Raw genomic sequence first — 15,795 nt, forward strand, 5'->3', positions numbered from 1 at the left:
AAACTAATTGTGTTTCCTAATAAATGGTATTTGATAAGCCGTTAGGCTATTTTGAGTAGTTACTTTCCGATTTCAAGTTTAACCTCCTTAATAATTTTTTTGGCTTTCCCTTCACCCCTACACATTAAAAAAATAAATAGTGTTATGAAGAAAGTAATTCGCCTTTTGTCCTCCTAATCCCTTCCTTTCGCCACCTCCTGTAATAGTTTTTCTTTAATTTTTTTCATGTTCCGGAGAAGTTCCCCCCCGGGTTCAGCAGCTGGCCCTTTATCCATGGAACTTTCCCAAACGTCATCGTCAAAAGGTATAAAACCCAGTATTTCATCGGCATCGAATTGGTTCAGAACAAATTCCTTTTCTTTTTGGTTCCTTATCTTATTTCCAATAAACCTGACTCTTTCGATTCCTAAATCTTTTGCCAGTTGCTTCACTGTCTTGGCAGTATTTACACTGTTTTTACTTGGTTCAATCACTACCAGCATCACATCAACCCCTCTGGCCGTCCCCCGGGTGAGGTGTTCAATGCCGGCTCCCATGTCCATCACCACGACATCATCTTTATCAAGTAACAGCGCACTCATAACGGCGCTCAAAAAGTTATTTTCCCGACAGTAACAGGCAGAGCCACCCTGCTTGATGGCGCCCATTCTCAAAAACCTGATATTGCCCAATGGAATACTATAATCATCCAGAACATCGTCCACTTTTGGGTTTATGGGATATAAAGCGCCTGTTCCCATCCTTTCATCAATTACTTCCTTTAGTTCAACCAAAGGCTTTACAGATTCGATTTGCTCGTCGTCAATTCCGACTGCTGCAGCCAAACAAGCGTCGGGATCTGCATCAACGGCAAAAACGGTATTATGAGTTTCGGCAAAAAGCCTGACTAGAGTTGATGCGACAGTTGTCTTCCCCACGCCACCTTTTCCGGATATTGCTATTTTCATTATGTCTTCACCCCAATGCTGAAAATTATAGGACACATTGTACATAAAAATATATTGATTAGTCTTTTTTAAATATTCACACATTTTTAACTTTTCTACAAAATTTACTCAATTCCTTCCTTCGATGTAAAGAAAATTTAAAGGGATAATTTTGCGTTATTCAGGTAATTTCTTGCGTTATACTAAGAGGATTTCGACAGAAAATTCTAAATTCCTTCTCGCATGTAAAAAAATATGCAAGTTATTTAGTTCACATTTCCTTACAGAATCACTATGTCCACCGCTTTCGGAAAAATAAAAACCCCGGAGGGGTATCTGGTAAGAGTCTCACCTTTAAAACATAAGAAATTTTCTTCTTAATATATAATATTCTACAATGTAACCAGCTCCAACAACCAGAAGAAACATTATGCCGGTCATTTTAAATGCGTTTAGTTTGAATCTTAACCTGTTCACTTCTTCCTGCTTTCTGTTAATTTTATCTTCAACCTCTCTCTTTTCTTTATTAATTTTCTCCTTGGCAATATTAATGCTGGCTTTTTCGTGGTTCAACCTGTAAATCTCAGTTATCGAATCTATATGGGCAGAACTAAGCTCCGTCAATCTTTTCTTCATTAAATTGGCTTCCGTAAATCCTTCTCCCGCTAGTAAGAAATTCCACAAGACCAACCCATCAGGATGCGGATTTAAATATACTCCTACCAATAAGGCAACAGTTGGAGCAACATCAATAATTCTCGCCGGAGGAGCCTGTATCCCTGTTTTTAGCCCCGGCCCTGTCATGATTAAAGGAAGCATATTGTTTTCAATAGTCCAATCCCCTTGCCCAGCGTCATTATATGTAGCCGAACCTGTAATGACTATCAGACTGTTTTCAAATAATCCCTGGCTGCGTAGTTCCCGCAGGAGCTTACCTACTTGTTCATCTGCTCTGTTTAATGCGACCATAGTTTTCTTAGTCGTAGAATCACGGCTTTTTCGTGTCAGTTCTGTGCCCGGCAAAATTAAGCCCATAAAAAAGGGGTGCTTCTGACTAAATTTATCTATGGCTAAATCCACAACTGCCTGGTCAATTTCTTTTATATTTATTTGTTCTTTTACCCGGTACCGCTTTAAACCTCTAAAAAGCGCATCAAAACTTTTTCTGCCGTCGTCTATAAATACAGAGCTTCTCCCACTGCTATCCAGAAGAGCCGGCAATGACCCAACAGCTAACTGGTCATTCCTGATAGCATTACCCGTATTTACTTCAGGCATTTGTCCTTTTAACAGTGCCACCAGAAAAGCTTCCGTTGTTTCCGGCAGAACCCCAATGGCGGACCCTTGTATTCCGCTGGCGGCAATTCCTGATATGTTTGGCGTATAAGCCGATCTTAGATCTTTACTGGACACTCCTTCTAAAATAATAAAAAAGACATGTTTGAGCACTTTTTCCGTATCTTCGTTTTTTTGTGACTGGCCCTCATCAGCAGCATAGCCGGTACCGCCTAAAATTAGGTTAATTGCAAAACATATCAATACTATAAAAGATAATTGGCGAAATTTCATTGCGGATAACCTCCCCGTTTGTACATCGCTATAATATATTAGGCCAGTCCCTTAAGTATGCAAAGTTTTCCCAGATTACTTATGCAAAACGCCCTAAAAAAATTTTTAAAGTTTTTTGTTCTACCATGTATATTTTTTGTTGAAACGTTAAAACTATAGATACTCCGCTTTGGTGAGTTCTATCTCTCCCCGTCCAGTGTTACACACTGGACCTCTTTTTTTCAGTGACCGGTAACCGGCGATCAGTATATTGGTAACAGCCATAGAAAAATAATAATTGATGCTTGACTAACCCTGGAGATTTGATTATAATGAATTTCGTGGCTCAAAAATGCGGAGCAGTGGTCTAGTCGGTCTAGGATGCCGGCCTGTCACGCCGGAGGTCGCGGGTTCGAATCCCGTCTGCTCCGCCAGTATTTTAGTTAACAGTCAACAGTTTACAGTTAACAGTCAATAGTTTATAGTTAGTACTATCAACTAATAACTGTCAACTAATAACTGTTAACTAATAACTGCCAACTAATAACTGTTAACTAACAACTGCTATTCACGGAGGGATGCCCGAGTTGGTCAAAGGGAGCAGACTGTAAATCTGCCGGCACAGCCTTCGAAGGTTCGAATCCTTCTCCCTCCACCATTTATTAGTTGAAAGTTAACAGTTGGTAGTTAACAGTGCTTACAGCTTACAGCTTACTGATAACTCCACATTGGGGCGTAGCCAAGTTGGTAAGGCACGGGACTTTGACTCCCGCATGCGTTGGTTCGAGTCCAGCCGCCCCAGCCATAAGAATACAAAAACAGGTCTTAAGACCTGTTTTTTTGTCATGGTAGCTTTTTAAACTTTGTGATTAAATTACTTTTTAAGAGTTCTTTGTACCCTAGACCTCGGACGAGCATTTTTGTCCTGTTTATCTTCATCCTGAGCCTTCGCGCAGCTCTTTTCGCAACCTTCTAACAGCCAGGCAAGAAAATCGGCATGTCGTTGTTTTTCCCTACTAATGCGAAGAATAACTCTTCTGGATACCTCGTCAGGCGCATTGGCAGCCAAGTGTAGGTAATCGATAACGGCATTGTTTTCTTCCTGCAGGCAACTGGTCAAGTCCTCTATAAAACTCATATTAAAACCTCCTAACCGGACCCCGCCTTTCATTAGTATACGCATCCTTCAACTTAAATGTGCTTTTTGGCCAAGGTAATTATAAATTAACAATCAGACCGCAAAGATTATTTTATCTTCCATAAATACCTACAAAAAAATAAGCCGTAGAGGAGAAAACTGTTTGTTGCGCCATCCAACCGCAATCTCCGTTCTACAGCCTGTTTTTTATCGATATTAACCAGGATACTCCTGGCTCTATCCCAACTATATTCATTCGTCTCTATAATAGGGCCCGATACCTGATGACCTGGGGGACCTCACCGTTCGATTGGAACGAAGCCTCGCTCCGGTTTGAGTTTTCGGTCCTTTGTAGTCCACACTTTCTTTCTGCATCTCCCTGCTAATTCTGCCCACAACCCGTCTGACCAAGCTATCACCTCCCTGTAATACTGGTGTTTCCAACTTAGTCTTCCACAGGAACCATAAAAAATTCTCGTCCATGAAAAAAATAGTGATAAAAGTTGAACTTACCAGACATCGTTAATATTGACTTTTTGTTTCGTTTGTGCTATTATCGTTTATGTATCAAACGCGGTCGTGGCGGAATTGGCAGACGCGCTAGATTCAGGTTCTAGTGGGCATTGGCCTGTGGGGGTTCAAGTCCCTTCGACCGCACCATTTAGAAAAACAAGGGCTTGCAGCCCTTTTTTTGTTGCCCAAATCATGGGCTGTTTTTTGTTTTTGCACCTTGAATAGCAGTGACCGTTACTATGTCGTAACCAGCACTACAGAAGGTTCGGATGAGGCCGTATCACCATTAGTCTAATTCTGCCAGCCAGAGGCGAACTTCCGCATCACTCGGCATACGCCAGTCGCCCCTCGGTGACAGGCTGACAGTCCCTACCTTGGGCCCATCGGGTAAACATGAACGTTTAAATTGCTGGCTGAAAAACCTATTATAAAAGACCTTTAACCATTTCTTTATTTCTTCCCGGCTATATTTCTCTTTAAAGGCACAATCAGCCAGGAAAAGTACTTTTTTCGGATGCATGCCAAACCTGACTGTATAGTACAGGAAAAAATCATGCAGCTCATAAGGTCCGATAACGTCTTCCGTTTTCTGTGCTATCTTGCCGGAAGCATCCGGCGGCAACAGTTCGGGGCTAATAGGCGTATTCAGGATCTTTTGGAGAACTTCGGCCGTCTGTTCGTTTACTATGTTGTCGGCTACCCACCGCACCAGAAATTTTACCAATGTTTTGGGTATACTGCAGTTTACAGAATACATGGACATATGGTCACCGTTATAAGTAGCCCAACCCAAAGCCAGTTCCGACAAGTCCCCGGTGCCAACGACCAGACCGCCGATTTTATTGGCTATATCCATCAGTATCTGCGTCCGTTCTCGGGCCTGCACATTTTCGTAAGTAATATCCAGGTCCTGCGCATTATGGCCAATGTCTTTAAAGTGCTGCAGGCAGGCCGGTTTAATATCGATTTCCCTGATAGTGACGTGCAGGGCTTTCATCAAATCCAGGGCATTGGTATAAGTAATATCCGTTGTTCCAAACCCCGGCATGGTTACAGCTACAATATTTTCCGCCGGTAAATACAAAGTGTCAAAGGTCTGGGCCGTTACCAAAAGGGTCAGAGTGGAATCAAGACCCCCGGATATCCCCAAAACAACGTGCTTCATATTGGTATGTTGTAACCTTTTGGCCAAACCGGCCACTTGGATGTTAAAAATTTCGCGGCACCTTTCTGCTACAGTCAGCGGGTTACCCGGCACAAAAGGATAAGGCGCCACTGGCCGTTCCAGCCCTATATCTTCCATATCATATTCTTTAAGGAATTCCGTTTCTACAATAACAAAATTTCGAGAGCCGGCATTTATTTCGTAGTTATCCGCATATGTCTTGTTAAGCATCCTTTCTGATGCCAGCCTTTCAACATCAATCTCTGAAATAATCAGGGAACTGTCCCTTTTGAAACGTTCGGATTCTTTTAATAAGATGCCGTTTTCAGCAATCATATTATGTCCGCCAAAAACCAAGTCTGTGGTAGATTCGTAAACCCCGGCCGAAGCATAAATATAGCCGCACATGCACCGTGCGCTCTGTTGAAGTATCAGTTGACGCCTGTAATCGGCCTTACTTACCAGTTCGTTGCCGGCAGACAGGTTGGCTATGATATCAGCGCCATTTAAAGCCAGATAAGAACTGGGCGGGATAACTGCCCATAAATCCTCACAGATTTCCATACCTAACAAAAAGCTTGGTTTTTCTGCTTTTATCATAATCCTTCCACAGGGCACATACTGACCTAACAGGTTAATCTCCGAAACACTTTGTCCGAGAACATGGCCGGAAGTAAACCAGCGCTTTTCATAAAATTCTTTGTAATTAGGTAAATGAACCTTCGGAACCGCCCCCAAGATCCGTCCCCGGTGTACCGCTACCCCGCAGTTAAACAACTTATGTTCCACCATTAAAGGCAGGCCTACAATTGTTAAAACATCCAGCGTTTCCGTTTGCTGCAAAAGTTCGCCTAAAAACTCCACGGCTTTTTCCAACAGAAGTTTTTGCCCGAATAAATCAGCGCAGGTATACCCGGTAATGGACAATTCGGGAAAAACCAAGACCGCTACATTTTTTTCGTCGGCTTCTTTTACGATTTTTAATATTTCTGATATGTTATAGGCCGGATCGGCAACTCTTAGTTTGGGTGTTGCAGCGCCAACCCTGACAAATCCATAATTAGGCATACATGAACCCTCTTTCCTAACAAGTCTTGTTTAGCAAAATAACTTGCACCATTTTTCAATAAAAACCATAACTACTTCCTATTATACCCAAATCCCACGGTAGTGGTAATAGATAAGTGTAAAACTCACCGTCAATCTGAATATTCCCTATTTAATTCGACTTTTCTCGTGGTACTCCTTCCCATTTCTTTAAGAAAAGATATCAGCAATACCTTAACCCCCAATTGCTTTATCAATGCACCCTGCCACAAAATGCAAAAAGCCTTTCCAAAAAACTGGGGAAGACTTTTTGAAGTTGAAAAATCTATAATATTTTTCTATACTCTGATTCAATAGTTTCTCTCAGGAAATTGGCAACTTGAGTTACATCGTTCATTTGACTGTACGGGAGGCGAATTCTTACGTAACGTTCATCCAAATCCAAATCGTCAAGCAGGCTGCTAAAAAGGCCCCTGTTCCTCTTATCGATTTGTATTACCACATTCAGTTCCTGCTCTCCGGCAGTTGGGTAAAGTTCAATTTCATCCAGCTCGCGGGCCATAAAGGAAGTCGGCCTGTACTCAAACTCCTGGTAACGCCCATTGTAGTCGCCTGAGTTATGCTTTTCCCTGAAGCCAAGAACAGAAACAGCATCAAAAAGCATTTTCATATACTTATTTGGCAAAATCTTAATGTCATCCAGGTCCGTTGGGTCAAGAGCCTGTTCGATATCCAAGCCTGTCTTCAGGTAATACCTGGTCCGCCCTTTAGATATAGGTATATCGAGAGGAATCTCAAAATTAACCGGGATAGTTTTCTCCTGGCCAGGCGCCAGGGTTAGTTTATCAGTAACCTTAACTGTACCTACTGTCCTGGAGACAGGTTTAGTCTCATCACCGGAACCGTATTTAGAATTCAGAACAAGGTTAATATATATTTTCTCTATCTCTTGCTCCACACTACCGCCTTTGATTTTTACCACGCCTTCCAGTATACCCCCCAGCTCGACCTGAGGATTGGGGATTTCGAGGTCAACTTTGGCAGAACCTATGCCTACACTGGCCAATAATTTTTTTAACATCATGCACCTCCGAAAAACTGTTTTTTATCATTTTTCTTTTTTCAACAATCGGATAAATGATTCCTGCCCACATTACAACTTTATCCCGATTCAGAAAAACCAGAAGGCCGCAAGGGTTAAATACCTTGCAGCCTTCTTGAATTTAGGATGAGGGTTTGGTCACTTTTTAGCTTTGTTAATTCTAGCATCCACCGCAACCCGAATCACAGCATGAACCTGATTTACCGGTATCGTAAATGCTGAATCCTTCGCCCATGTAGCTCTTGACCCAACCAATTTCCAGGTTGTTATAGTCCGTATCATAGGCTTTGCTGATGACTATTTTAAAGCCATCCTGCTCGTAAATATGGTCATCTTCATTAACTGACTTTTCCAAAGCCATTTTGAAACTCGGGCCGCTTCAACCAAAGCCATCTATAAACACCCTGATTATATCGGCGCCGTGTTCATCAAGCACCTTTTTTAACTCTTCCTGAGCTTTACCCGTTACAGTAATCATGTGCGTCACCTCCTTATAGGTAAGAGGTTCTTCTTACCCTATAGGGGTATTATATAACAAATATTTTTGAAACGCAAGGAAATGATAAAAATTTTTTTGTGTTACTCATTCAGCAGATTGAACTTTTCGAAGCTAAGGAAGAAAAGGTTGAGAACGATTGCTACGACTGTGGCTAGGGCCATACCTTTTAACTTCACTTCACCGATGTTAATGTAAGCTCCGCTTAAGCCTATAATCATAATAACAGCCGTTAAGATAAGGTTTCTGGATTTGCTGTAGTCTACCTTTTCTTCGATGAGCATCCGAATTCCGGAAGCGGCAATAACTCCGAACAACAGCATCGATATGCCGCCAATAACAGGAGTAGGAATACTTCGAATTAAAGCTGTCAGGGTACCGGAGAAAGCCAGGACTATAGAAAAAATTGCTGCACCGCCAATGACCCATACACTGTAAACCTTAGTGATAGCCAAAACACCGATATTTTCACCGTAAGTGGTCGTAGGAACAGACCCGAAGATGCCGGACAGGGTGGTAGAAATGCCGTCCCCCATCATGGATCGGTGTAGACCGGGGTCTCTGGAAAGTTCGCGTCCCACAATCTTTTCCGTTACCACTAAGTGTCCTATGTGTTCAGCTATTACCACAAAAGCCGCAGGTAAAATAGTTATAATAGCTGTTAAATTAAATTTGGGAGGAAAATATACTTCGGGAATTTTAACCAAAGGCGCCGTTGACACTGCCTCAAGGCTTACCACCCCCATTAAAACTGAGACAATATAACCAACTATAACGCCTATTAAAACAGGAATCACCTTCAAAAATCCTCTGAAAAGAACTGAACCCAATATAACAGTCAACAAAGTCACCATGGAAATAGTGACCATTTTCGGATCCAGCGCCTTGGTGTTTAGTCCTACCGGGAAACCGGCCATATCAGCGGCCACCGGCGCCAGCTCCAGTCCGATAATGGCAACAATAGCGCCCATGGACGCCGGCGGGAATACTTTTTTCAGCCAGTCTATACCGGCAAATTTAACAATTATAGCCACCGTTATAAAGGTAATACCTGCGGCAATAAATCCGCCCAAGGCTGTACGATAGTCATAACCGGCCATAACAACATAAACCGGGGCAATAAAAGCAAAACTGGAACCCAAAAAAGCAGGTATCTTACCCTTGGTAATGAAAATGTAGAGCAGAGTGCCGACACCATTAAAAAATAGTACTGTTGCCGGGTCGATTTTAAACAGGATCGGCACCAATACGGAAGCCCCAAACATAGCGAACATATGCTGGAGGCTCAGCGGCAGCGCCTTAGGAAGCGGTAACTTTTCGTCAACGTCTACAAAGTTTTTCAAATGAATCCCCCTCTGGTGTCTATTTTTGGGCACGAAAAAACTCACCTTTTCAGCCTCACGGGACCGAATTAAAGGCTTTACCCAAAGATTATAAGTTTCGTTATTTCGGCAAAATATTCCTTCTTTCGACTTAATAAAATTTGTTTTGGTTAGTATTGGCCTTTTGGGATTAAATAAACCTTACTAAGCGTAAAACTGCGATATATTTCCGAACACTTGTTCTTGCCCTTTTTTACTTTTTATGGTATAATTTTAATTGCCCAAAAAAGAACTTCATTCAATCCTCCGGAAAAGCCAATAAATCCTGCAAAACTATACGGGCAGCCAGGAACATCATATGGACAGAATAAATATATAGGACGATAAAAAGGCACTCAAGAGCAAATTAATGAAAGGAGACCCGTTTAATGAGCCATTAACTGAACTGGACATGTACAAGGATCAGCACTTAAGGCTACATAAGCTGGAAAATAAATTTAAGGCGGTAATTGGATAAATTGGAAAAAGTTTGAGACCAGGTATTTTTACCCTGGTCTCATTTTTTACGTTAAACAGACTTTATTAATTTGTTGCGATAGTGGTAGTTGCCCCCCAATACTGTTTGGGCCCATTTGGACTGTTTTGCAATGCCCCTTCCCCTGTTTTTATGGTTACAGGATAATTGATTAAAAAATAATCCAAGTCATGGATTATTTTATGAGCCTGCCAAAGCAGCAAAACGTCCTGTTTCTCCGTCCCTTCCATCAGCAATGACTGGGTTTTCTTAAGGTCTGTCAGCAATGGCTTATATTTTAGCTTCATGATTATGTTTTCAATTCGCGTAATCATGGCAGCGGTATCATTGCCAACCTGGGTCGGGGACCCGGTAAACCCCTGCCAATATTCTGCATTTTTGTTTGCTTTCATGGCCAACACCGCTTCAGGGCGCAGCTTATAATCCAGTTCCTGATGGAGTATACTTATAGAACTCCGCACCGCCCGAATTTGCGGCGTTGTATAAAAAATTTCGTGCTGTAATTTCTTTAAATAAATATGTTCCGGTGGAGCAACAGGGTTATATTCAATAATTTTTTTAAACTCTGTATTAATGTTCCGGTTGCTTACAACAGTCTTCTTTTCCGGCTCAACGTAACCCGCTCCCATACTTTGGAGCGTAAGCCTATAAGCAAAAAAACCACTCATCCCTACCAATAAAACAAAAACAAATATCCACCTGAGAAGTTTTTTCACTACTACCCCGCCCTTTTAAAAGTTCCTTGGAATATCATATTAATCCAAACGCCTTTTCATACTATCCTTCCCTCGAAAATTCAAAATTCATAAGATAAAAATCTAATGTTCCTTAACCCTGCCAACCTATTCTATCGATTCAGTATCGTTTAGCTTATAACATAATTGTATTAACGGGTCATTATCTTTTAAAACCCTATGAATTTCCTCAGAAGAATTTTTAATCACTACTTCCTGTGCATGAACCAAAGGCCTTTTATGTTTATCCAATAGTATAAGAGCTAAGGTTTTGCATGATTCCTGCTCTTTTATATGGTCGCAGATAATGCCAACCTCTCCGGAAGACATCTCTATAAAATCTCCCGCCGGGTAACAGGCAACAATGCGCTTAAAGATAGCTACAATTTCCGGGTCAAATAATTTTCCTGCCGTTTCTGTAATCAATTTCATAGCCTCATGGGGATGATAAGCCCTGCGATAAGGCCGGTCCATGGTCATGGCATCAAATACGTCACATATGGCTACGATCCGTGCATACTCGTGTGTATCATGCCCCCGCAGCCCTCTCGGATAACCGGACCCGTCAAACCGTTCGTGATGTTGGTAAGCGGTATGGGCCGAAAGCAGGCTGATATTTCTTAATTCACGTAAAGGTTCAAAGCCATATTCACAATGTTTTCGAATTTTGGCCATTTCTTCCGGAGTAAGCGGGCTCTGTTTTTGCAAAATTTCTTTCTCCACCAGCATATGCCCAAGGTCATGCAGGATAGCGCCCAAACCGATATCCCTCAATTGAAGTTCATTATATTCCATGTTAATAGCAGTTAGAACAGTCAAAATACAGACATTAACACAATGACCATACAGGTAATCTTCCATGCTTCTGACATCGAGATTGTTAATAACTTTTTTCCTGTTCCGGAGAGCTTCGTCAACTATGTTATTAACATGCCCGGAAATTAAATCTATCCGCAACTTGCCTGTCTTGGCGAATTCCAGAAATACCTTTTTGAGGGCTTTAATAGCTTCTGCTCTGGTTCGTTCAGAAACAGGGTCATAAACATGTATCATTTTATCCATACCCGTTTTAACGTATATGGCATTGATACCGAGACTTGCAAGCTTCCGAATGTATACATCATTCAATTGGGTACCGGCAGCCAATAAAGGGAAGCCATTCGCGGAAAAAATAGTTCTGGCGATAGACATTTCCGGGGTTAGATTTCCAGTCAAAACTCTTCTCATAACTGCACCTTCGTCAAAAAACGTCGAATTTTTGCAGGTTTAACTGCTATATTCTACCTGGAATACCATTTTTCCTGTCAGCATGGCAAAATTAATAACTTTCGTAATAATTTTTAGAAATAATAGCGAAAATCAGCTTTTGGGCAAAAAAAGAGTGTTAACCCTCGTAATTCGGAAACAAAGATCCGATGGTATAACACCCATACTTTTTCATATATTCGACAATTAGGTTGTCCAATTCACAACTTTTGAAGTAGACAGTTGGGTCGGAAACCCCTTTCGACTTGGCCAGGGAGTACATTTCTTTCTGTTTATGCCTAATTTCCTTCACCAAATCCTTTTTGGTTCGCCACACCTTTTTTTCCTCCCATCTTGCGAAACTTCGCATTAAGTAAACCCCAATCGTTTCATTCCCCCATTTTCTCCATTTTTTATTCTATATTCTTCAACAAATTTCCTTCAGAGATATTGTCGAATGTCGTCTAACTTAAATTTTTTCGATAATTTGTTGGAATTCTTAAAATTACGTCTATACTACCCCACTAACTGTACCATTCAAGTTCTACGCGGTCGCCTGTTTTTATAGGCGTAGTAAATTCTGCCGCGTATCCGTTAACTTTCATTCGCAGCCTGGCTCCCGGTCCGGGCGGCGTAAACGGAAAATCTATCTTTGTAAAAATGTCGGTTAAAATAAGGTTATTTCGCGGAATCAAGATTTGTTTATCATTAACGTAAACAATGGTTTGCTCCGGAGGCATGCCTACCGTAGGCTTATCCCCTTCATTTACGGAAAAATTAAGCCTTTCCTGTATCAAAGGCAATTCCTGACCGTCTTGCCCGGCGCTGTTTCCCTTACTTGCATTAATTTCTTCCTGCCCTGTATCCCCGGCCGTCAGGTCTACATCTTGTCCGGCCAAACTATCCGGTTGCCCATCGTACTGTCCTTTTATCTGCCCAAGTTGCCTTTCCGGGATGTCTTCCGGGTTTAATGCCCGCTCTGCCTGGACCGGTTTGTTAACCTCCAGATTATCGCCATAACTAAGTTCGTATAATAAGTCAACACTCTCGCCGTTTACCGTAATCTCGTAAAGAGATAAGTCATCGGTATACCCGGCTTGCTCCAAGACTTCTCCGACTGTACATGGCATATGATAGGTTATGCGGCTATTATCAATCAGATCTGTTTCCATGTCTGCCAACTCGTTATTCATAGTTATAACGGGTTTTACTTCGAACAACCGGTCATTTATACCAATTCTCAAAGGCATAAGATTAGGCAATATATCTTTTATTTTTCCGGTAGCATCCTGACCGTCTTCGGCAGGTATAAACTCTATTACGTCGTTATGCCGGATAGGTGTGTCAATAGAAACTTCCTGGCCATTTAATTTAATAACCGCCGGTTTTCCACGCGTGCCTTTAATAATTTCCAATTTCCCGTTCACGGTAACAGTAAGGGCCAGACCAAGCCGGGGCATAAGTTTTTTCATATCAATGCCTGCCGCCAGGAGAGCGTCCCCAACAGTTCCTTTATTCACTTCAAAAAGCCTGATTTCTTTACCGTTAACAGTAACCTTGGCAAAACCAAGGCCTCTGTTTTCCAGGGCAGTAACCGCTATACCGATAGGGGTAACCGCCTCCGGCCCCGCCAGATTCTGAGCGCCAAGGACTTCCCTAATAGCATCCCGGCCCCTGACCGCCACTCTCTGGGGAGTTAAATTCAAATAATCGGCTATTTTTTCTTTCAGCATGGGAGTCAGAGAGCCTCCGCCTATGCATATGACCGCCTGGGGCGGTTTCCGGTTTAAAGATATAATCTTGTCGCAAATCTGCTTAGCCAAGTCGTTAACAGTTTCCTCTATGCCTTCCAGTATTTCTACCGACTTCACTTTACAACTGTTACCTAAAACATCTTCAAATTCAACTTCAGCTACTTCCAGAACCTGGCGTTTAATTATCTCGGCCTGGTAAAAGTCTACCAGATACAGGTGGGAAATAGCATCTGTTATTTCATCCCCAGCCATGGGGACCATTCCATACCCAATAATAGATCCATCGGAAGTTAAGGCAATATCAGAAGTTCCCGCACCAACATCAACCAAAGCTATATTTAACTGCCTCATACTTGGGGGCACCACAACAGTACTGGCTGCAATAGGTTCCAAGGTGAGGCTCATCATCTCCAGTCCGGCCCGCTGCAGCACGGCAAACAGAGAATCTACAACCACCCTGGGTAAAAAGGTTGCTATAATGTCAGCGCTGATTTCCCGACCCTTTTGTCCAACCAGGTTTCTGATCTTGGCGCCATCCAATGCGTAGTTAACAACGCTATATCCAACACAATTATAGACCAGGTTTTCTTCCTGTATTTCCCCGGCAATCAATTCGGTTTGCGCCATCTGCACCCCCTGTAATTCTAGGCGCAACACATCATCATACTTTATTTCATCAAAATCTTCTAATTCCTGGGATACCTGCGTACGTACTGTTTTCAGCGCCCGGCCCGCTGCCGCTACGGCCACCTGTTTCAATTCATATCCCAGTTTAGCTTCCAGTTTATCTTTAACTGCCTTAACAACGAGGGCAACTTGTTCGATGTCATGGATCTGGCCGTCTATCATCGCCTGGTGTTTATGTTCCATAGACTCGCTGGCAATTATCTCCAACCCTTTCATGGTTTGCTCCATTACGACGCCTATCACGGACCGTGTGCCAATATCCAGGGCGAAAATACTTGTTTCTTTCATTCACATCATCCCCCTCAGCGTAAAAGGCTTTTACCAATTAACATACTTTTTCCAGTAACCTTTTACCAATTCGACTGAATTGGACAAAAATCCTGCATTTTCCGGACTACTCCGTCTTAAATAACTTAATGGTTTCATCGTTCTATCGGTTCACTAAACAATTATTGTGCAGAAAAAAAGAAAGAGCCTAATGCTCTTTCTTTTAGGCTTTTTGATAAAAGAACGAGGAAACCAACCTAAACCCTATATCCCGGGCCTGAAAAATTTGCTCGGTGCTTCCCGTAAAAAGTACCCCTCCGGGTTTTAGAGATTCATGAAACCTTTTATATAGGGCGGATTTACTTTCTTCCGTAAAATAAATAACCACATTTCTGCACAGAATCAGATCAAAGTTTTTATCAAACACATCTTTGAGCAAATTATGCTTTTGGAACCGAACTTTTCTTTTTATTTCGTCCGCAATAATGTAGTTAGACCCTTCCTGCTTAAAATACTTGGTTATATATAGCCTGGGTAGGTTAGCAACGGCTTTTTCATTATAAATACCGTTTTTGGCCTTGGCCATGACCTCTTCGTCAATATCGGTAGCCAAAATGCTGACCGAAACACGCGGAAAATTATAAGCGAATATCATGGCCAATGTATAAGGCTCTTCGCCAGTAGAACAGCCGGCGCTCCATACCTTTAAATTCGGGGAATTTTCCAGCAGCATGGGAATTATTTTTTGCTGCAAAACCTCCCACTGGGGCGGGTTCCGATAAAACTCCGACACATTAATTGTCAGAGTGTCGATAAATTTTCTCCAGTGCTGAGGCTCCTTGTCCATTAAATCAAGATAATCATCATAGCTGTCACATTTCACACTGCGCATTAGGCTGTTTATACGCCGTTCCATCTGGGGCCGTTTATAACCTGTTAAGTCCAGGCCCTTTCTCTTTCGCAGCTTCTCCAGAAAAAGTTCGTAAGCATCCGCCATAGTTAGTCCCTCTCTACTCCCTCGCTAGTCTATATTACTTTACAGGTCTGACACCAGACTCCTTGTGGCATTTATTGCAAAAATTCTCTTTTGTATGCCCAAATTTTTTATAATGACAATCTAAACAAAACTTATCGGGATTTTGGTTCCTGGCAACCACCTCTTTGTGCTTGACCAGCCATTCTTCCTTGGGAGGATGAATCCGTTTAGCCGTAACAGAAAAATAGATTACCAGCAACAATGCCACCACTAACGCTATGGAGATAAAAACCCTTTTGTTCATTGCTCTCCACCTCACGGAATATTTTAATTCGGCAGG

Annotated in this window: 14 protein-coding genes and 4 tRNA genes; 4 read left to right on the plus strand and 14 right to left on the minus strand. The window is 42.1% G+C overall.

Translation table 11 applies throughout. The features are described from left to right. Window positions 1-173: 173 nt before the first annotated feature. Both ACSNJE_RS06145 and ACSNJE_RS06150 read right to left on the minus strand, forming a co-directional pair. Entirely contained in the window at window positions 174-947 is a 774-nt protein-coding gene (locus ACSNJE_RS06145) for an ATP-binding protein (RefSeq protein WP_495252216.1), read from the minus strand. A 333-nt stretch (window positions 948-1,280) separates the two neighbouring features. Next, entirely contained in the window at window positions 1,281-2,495 is a 1,215-nt protein-coding gene (locus ACSNJE_RS06150) for an LTA synthase family protein (protein WP_474773358.1), read from the minus strand. A gap of 335 nt (window positions 2,496-2,830) precedes the next feature. Here ACSNJE_RS06150 and ACSNJE_RS06155 point away from each other — a divergent pair. The 3 genes from ACSNJE_RS06155 (at window position 2,831) to ACSNJE_RS06165 (ending at window position 3,279) form a co-directional block, all read left to right on the plus strand. Then, window positions 2,831-2,908: transfer RNA gene (locus tag ACSNJE_RS06155), tRNA-Asp, on the plus strand. A gap of 138 nt (window positions 2,909-3,046) precedes the next feature. Next, window positions 3,047-3,132 (plus strand) — tRNA-Tyr (locus tag ACSNJE_RS06160). A 71-nt stretch (window positions 3,133-3,203) separates the two neighbouring features. Continuing rightward, a tRNA-Gln gene (locus ACSNJE_RS06165) sits at window positions 3,204-3,279 on the plus strand. A gap of 69 nt (window positions 3,280-3,348) precedes the next feature. Here the strand turns inward: ACSNJE_RS06165 and ACSNJE_RS06170 are convergent. Next, window positions 3,349-3,612 (minus strand): ferritin-like domain-containing protein, encoded by a 264-nt coding sequence (locus tag ACSNJE_RS06170; RefSeq protein WP_013120037.1) that lies wholly within the window; start codon window positions 3,610-3,612, stop codon window positions 3,349-3,351. Between the two features lie 252 nt (window positions 3,613-3,864). After that, a complete protein-coding gene (locus ACSNJE_RS06175; protein WP_157723941.1) occupies window positions 3,865-4,023 on the minus strand; it encodes a hypothetical protein in 159 nt (52 codons plus the stop codon). Between the two features lie 162 nt (window positions 4,024-4,185). On the opposite strand from ACSNJE_RS06175, the gene ACSNJE_RS06180 reads away from it, so the two are divergent. Then, a tRNA-Leu gene (locus tag ACSNJE_RS06180) sits at window positions 4,186-4,272 on the plus strand. A 139-nt stretch (window positions 4,273-4,411) separates the two neighbouring features. Here ACSNJE_RS06180 and ACSNJE_RS06185 read toward each other — a convergent pair. The 10 genes from ACSNJE_RS06185 to ACSNJE_RS06230 form a co-directional block, all read right to left on the minus strand. After that, window positions 4,412-6,358, minus strand: a complete 1,947-nt coding sequence (locus ACSNJE_RS06185; protein WP_495252217.1) for an NAD(+) synthase — start codon at window positions 6,356-6,358, stop codon at window positions 4,412-4,414. A 304-nt stretch (window positions 6,359-6,662) separates the two neighbouring features. After that, window positions 6,663-7,418, minus strand: a complete 756-nt coding sequence (locus tag ACSNJE_RS06190; protein ID WP_495252218.1) for a sporulation protein — start codon at window positions 7,416-7,418, stop codon at window positions 6,663-6,665. A 181-nt stretch (window positions 7,419-7,599) separates the two neighbouring features. After that, entirely contained in the window at window positions 7,600-7,800 is a 201-nt protein-coding gene (locus ACSNJE_RS06195; protein WP_461568798.1) for a hypothetical protein, read from the minus strand. Between the two features lie 218 nt (window positions 7,801-8,018). Further along, window positions 8,019-9,311 (minus strand): uracil permease, encoded by a 1,293-nt coding sequence (gene uraA, locus ACSNJE_RS06200; protein ID WP_052216418.1) that lies wholly within the window; start codon window positions 9,309-9,311, stop codon window positions 8,019-8,021. Between the two features lie 528 nt (window positions 9,312-9,839). Continuing rightward, complete coding sequence (locus tag ACSNJE_RS06205) at window positions 9,840-10,508, minus strand: hypothetical protein (protein ID WP_013120031.1); 669 nt, start codon at window positions 10,506-10,508, stop codon at window positions 9,840-9,842. Between the two features lie 126 nt (window positions 10,509-10,634). Then, window positions 10,635-11,753, minus strand: coding sequence for an HD-GYP domain-containing protein (locus ACSNJE_RS06210; protein WP_461568804.1), 1,119 nt, complete (start codon window positions 11,751-11,753; stop codon window positions 10,635-10,637). Between the two features lie 157 nt (window positions 11,754-11,910). Next, on the minus strand, window positions 11,911-12,108 hold the full coding sequence (locus ACSNJE_RS06215) for an aspartyl-phosphate phosphatase Spo0E family protein (RefSeq protein ID WP_013120029.1): 198 nt from the start codon (window positions 12,106-12,108) through the stop codon (window positions 11,911-11,913). Between the two features lie 187 nt (window positions 12,109-12,295). Further along, window positions 12,296-14,500: a cell division protein FtsA gene (locus tag ACSNJE_RS06220; protein ID WP_495252219.1), complete on the minus strand. Its 2,205-nt coding sequence runs from the start codon at window positions 14,498-14,500 to the stop codon at window positions 12,296-12,298. Between the two features lie 202 nt (window positions 14,501-14,702). Beyond that, window positions 14,703-15,476 carry a CheR family methyltransferase gene (locus ACSNJE_RS06225; protein WP_013120027.1) on the minus strand — a complete coding sequence of 258 codons (774 nt, stop codon included), beginning with the start codon at window positions 15,474-15,476 and terminating at the stop codon, window positions 14,703-14,705. Window positions 15,477-15,510: 34 nt separating this feature from the next. Next, window positions 15,511-15,759, minus strand: a complete 249-nt coding sequence (locus tag ACSNJE_RS06230) for a hypothetical protein (RefSeq protein ID WP_013120026.1) — start codon at window positions 15,757-15,759, stop codon at window positions 15,511-15,513. Window positions 15,760-15,795 lie beyond the last annotated feature (36 nt).

The sequence above is a fragment of the Thermincola sp. GK-1 genome, assembly GCF_059412445.1.

Bases quoted from the DNA above. Each gene is read 5' to 3' on its own strand.
- ACSNJE_RS06145 (WP_495252216.1), bottom strand. From the start codon at position 947: ATGAAAATAGCAATATCCGGAAAAGGTGGCGTGGGGAAGACAACTGTC.
- ACSNJE_RS06150 (WP_474773358.1), bottom strand. From the start codon at position 2,495: ATGAAATTTCGCCAATTATCTTTTATAGTATTGATATGTTTTGCAATT.
- ACSNJE_RS06170 (WP_013120037.1), bottom strand. From the start codon at position 3,612: ATGAGTTTTATAGAGGACTTGACCAGTTGCCTGCAGGAAGAAAACAAT.
- ACSNJE_RS06185 (WP_495252217.1), bottom strand. From the start codon at position 6,358: ATGCCTAATTATGGATTTGTCAGGGTTGGCGCTGCAACACCCAAACTA.
- ACSNJE_RS06190 (WP_495252218.1), bottom strand. From the start codon at position 7,418: ATGTTAAAAAAATTATTGGCCAGTGTAGGCATAGGTTCTGCCAAAGTT.
- ACSNJE_RS06195 (WP_461568798.1), bottom strand. From the start codon at position 7,800: ATGGCTTTGGAAAAGTCAGTTAATGAAGATGACCATATTTACGAGCAG.
- ACSNJE_RS06210 (WP_461568804.1), bottom strand. From the start codon at position 11,753: ATGAGAAGAGTTTTGACTGGAAATCTAACCCCGGAAATGTCTATCGCC.
- ACSNJE_RS06220 (WP_495252219.1), bottom strand. From the start codon at position 14,500: ATGAAAGAAACAAGTATTTTCGCCCTGGATATTGGCACACGGTCCGTG.
- ACSNJE_RS06225 (WP_013120027.1), bottom strand. From the start codon at position 15,476: ATGGCGGATGCTTACGAACTTTTTCTGGAGAAGCTGCGAAAGAGAAAG.
- ACSNJE_RS06230 (WP_013120026.1), bottom strand. From the start codon at position 15,759: ATGAACAAAAGGGTTTTTATCTCCATAGCGTTAGTGGTGGCATTGTTG.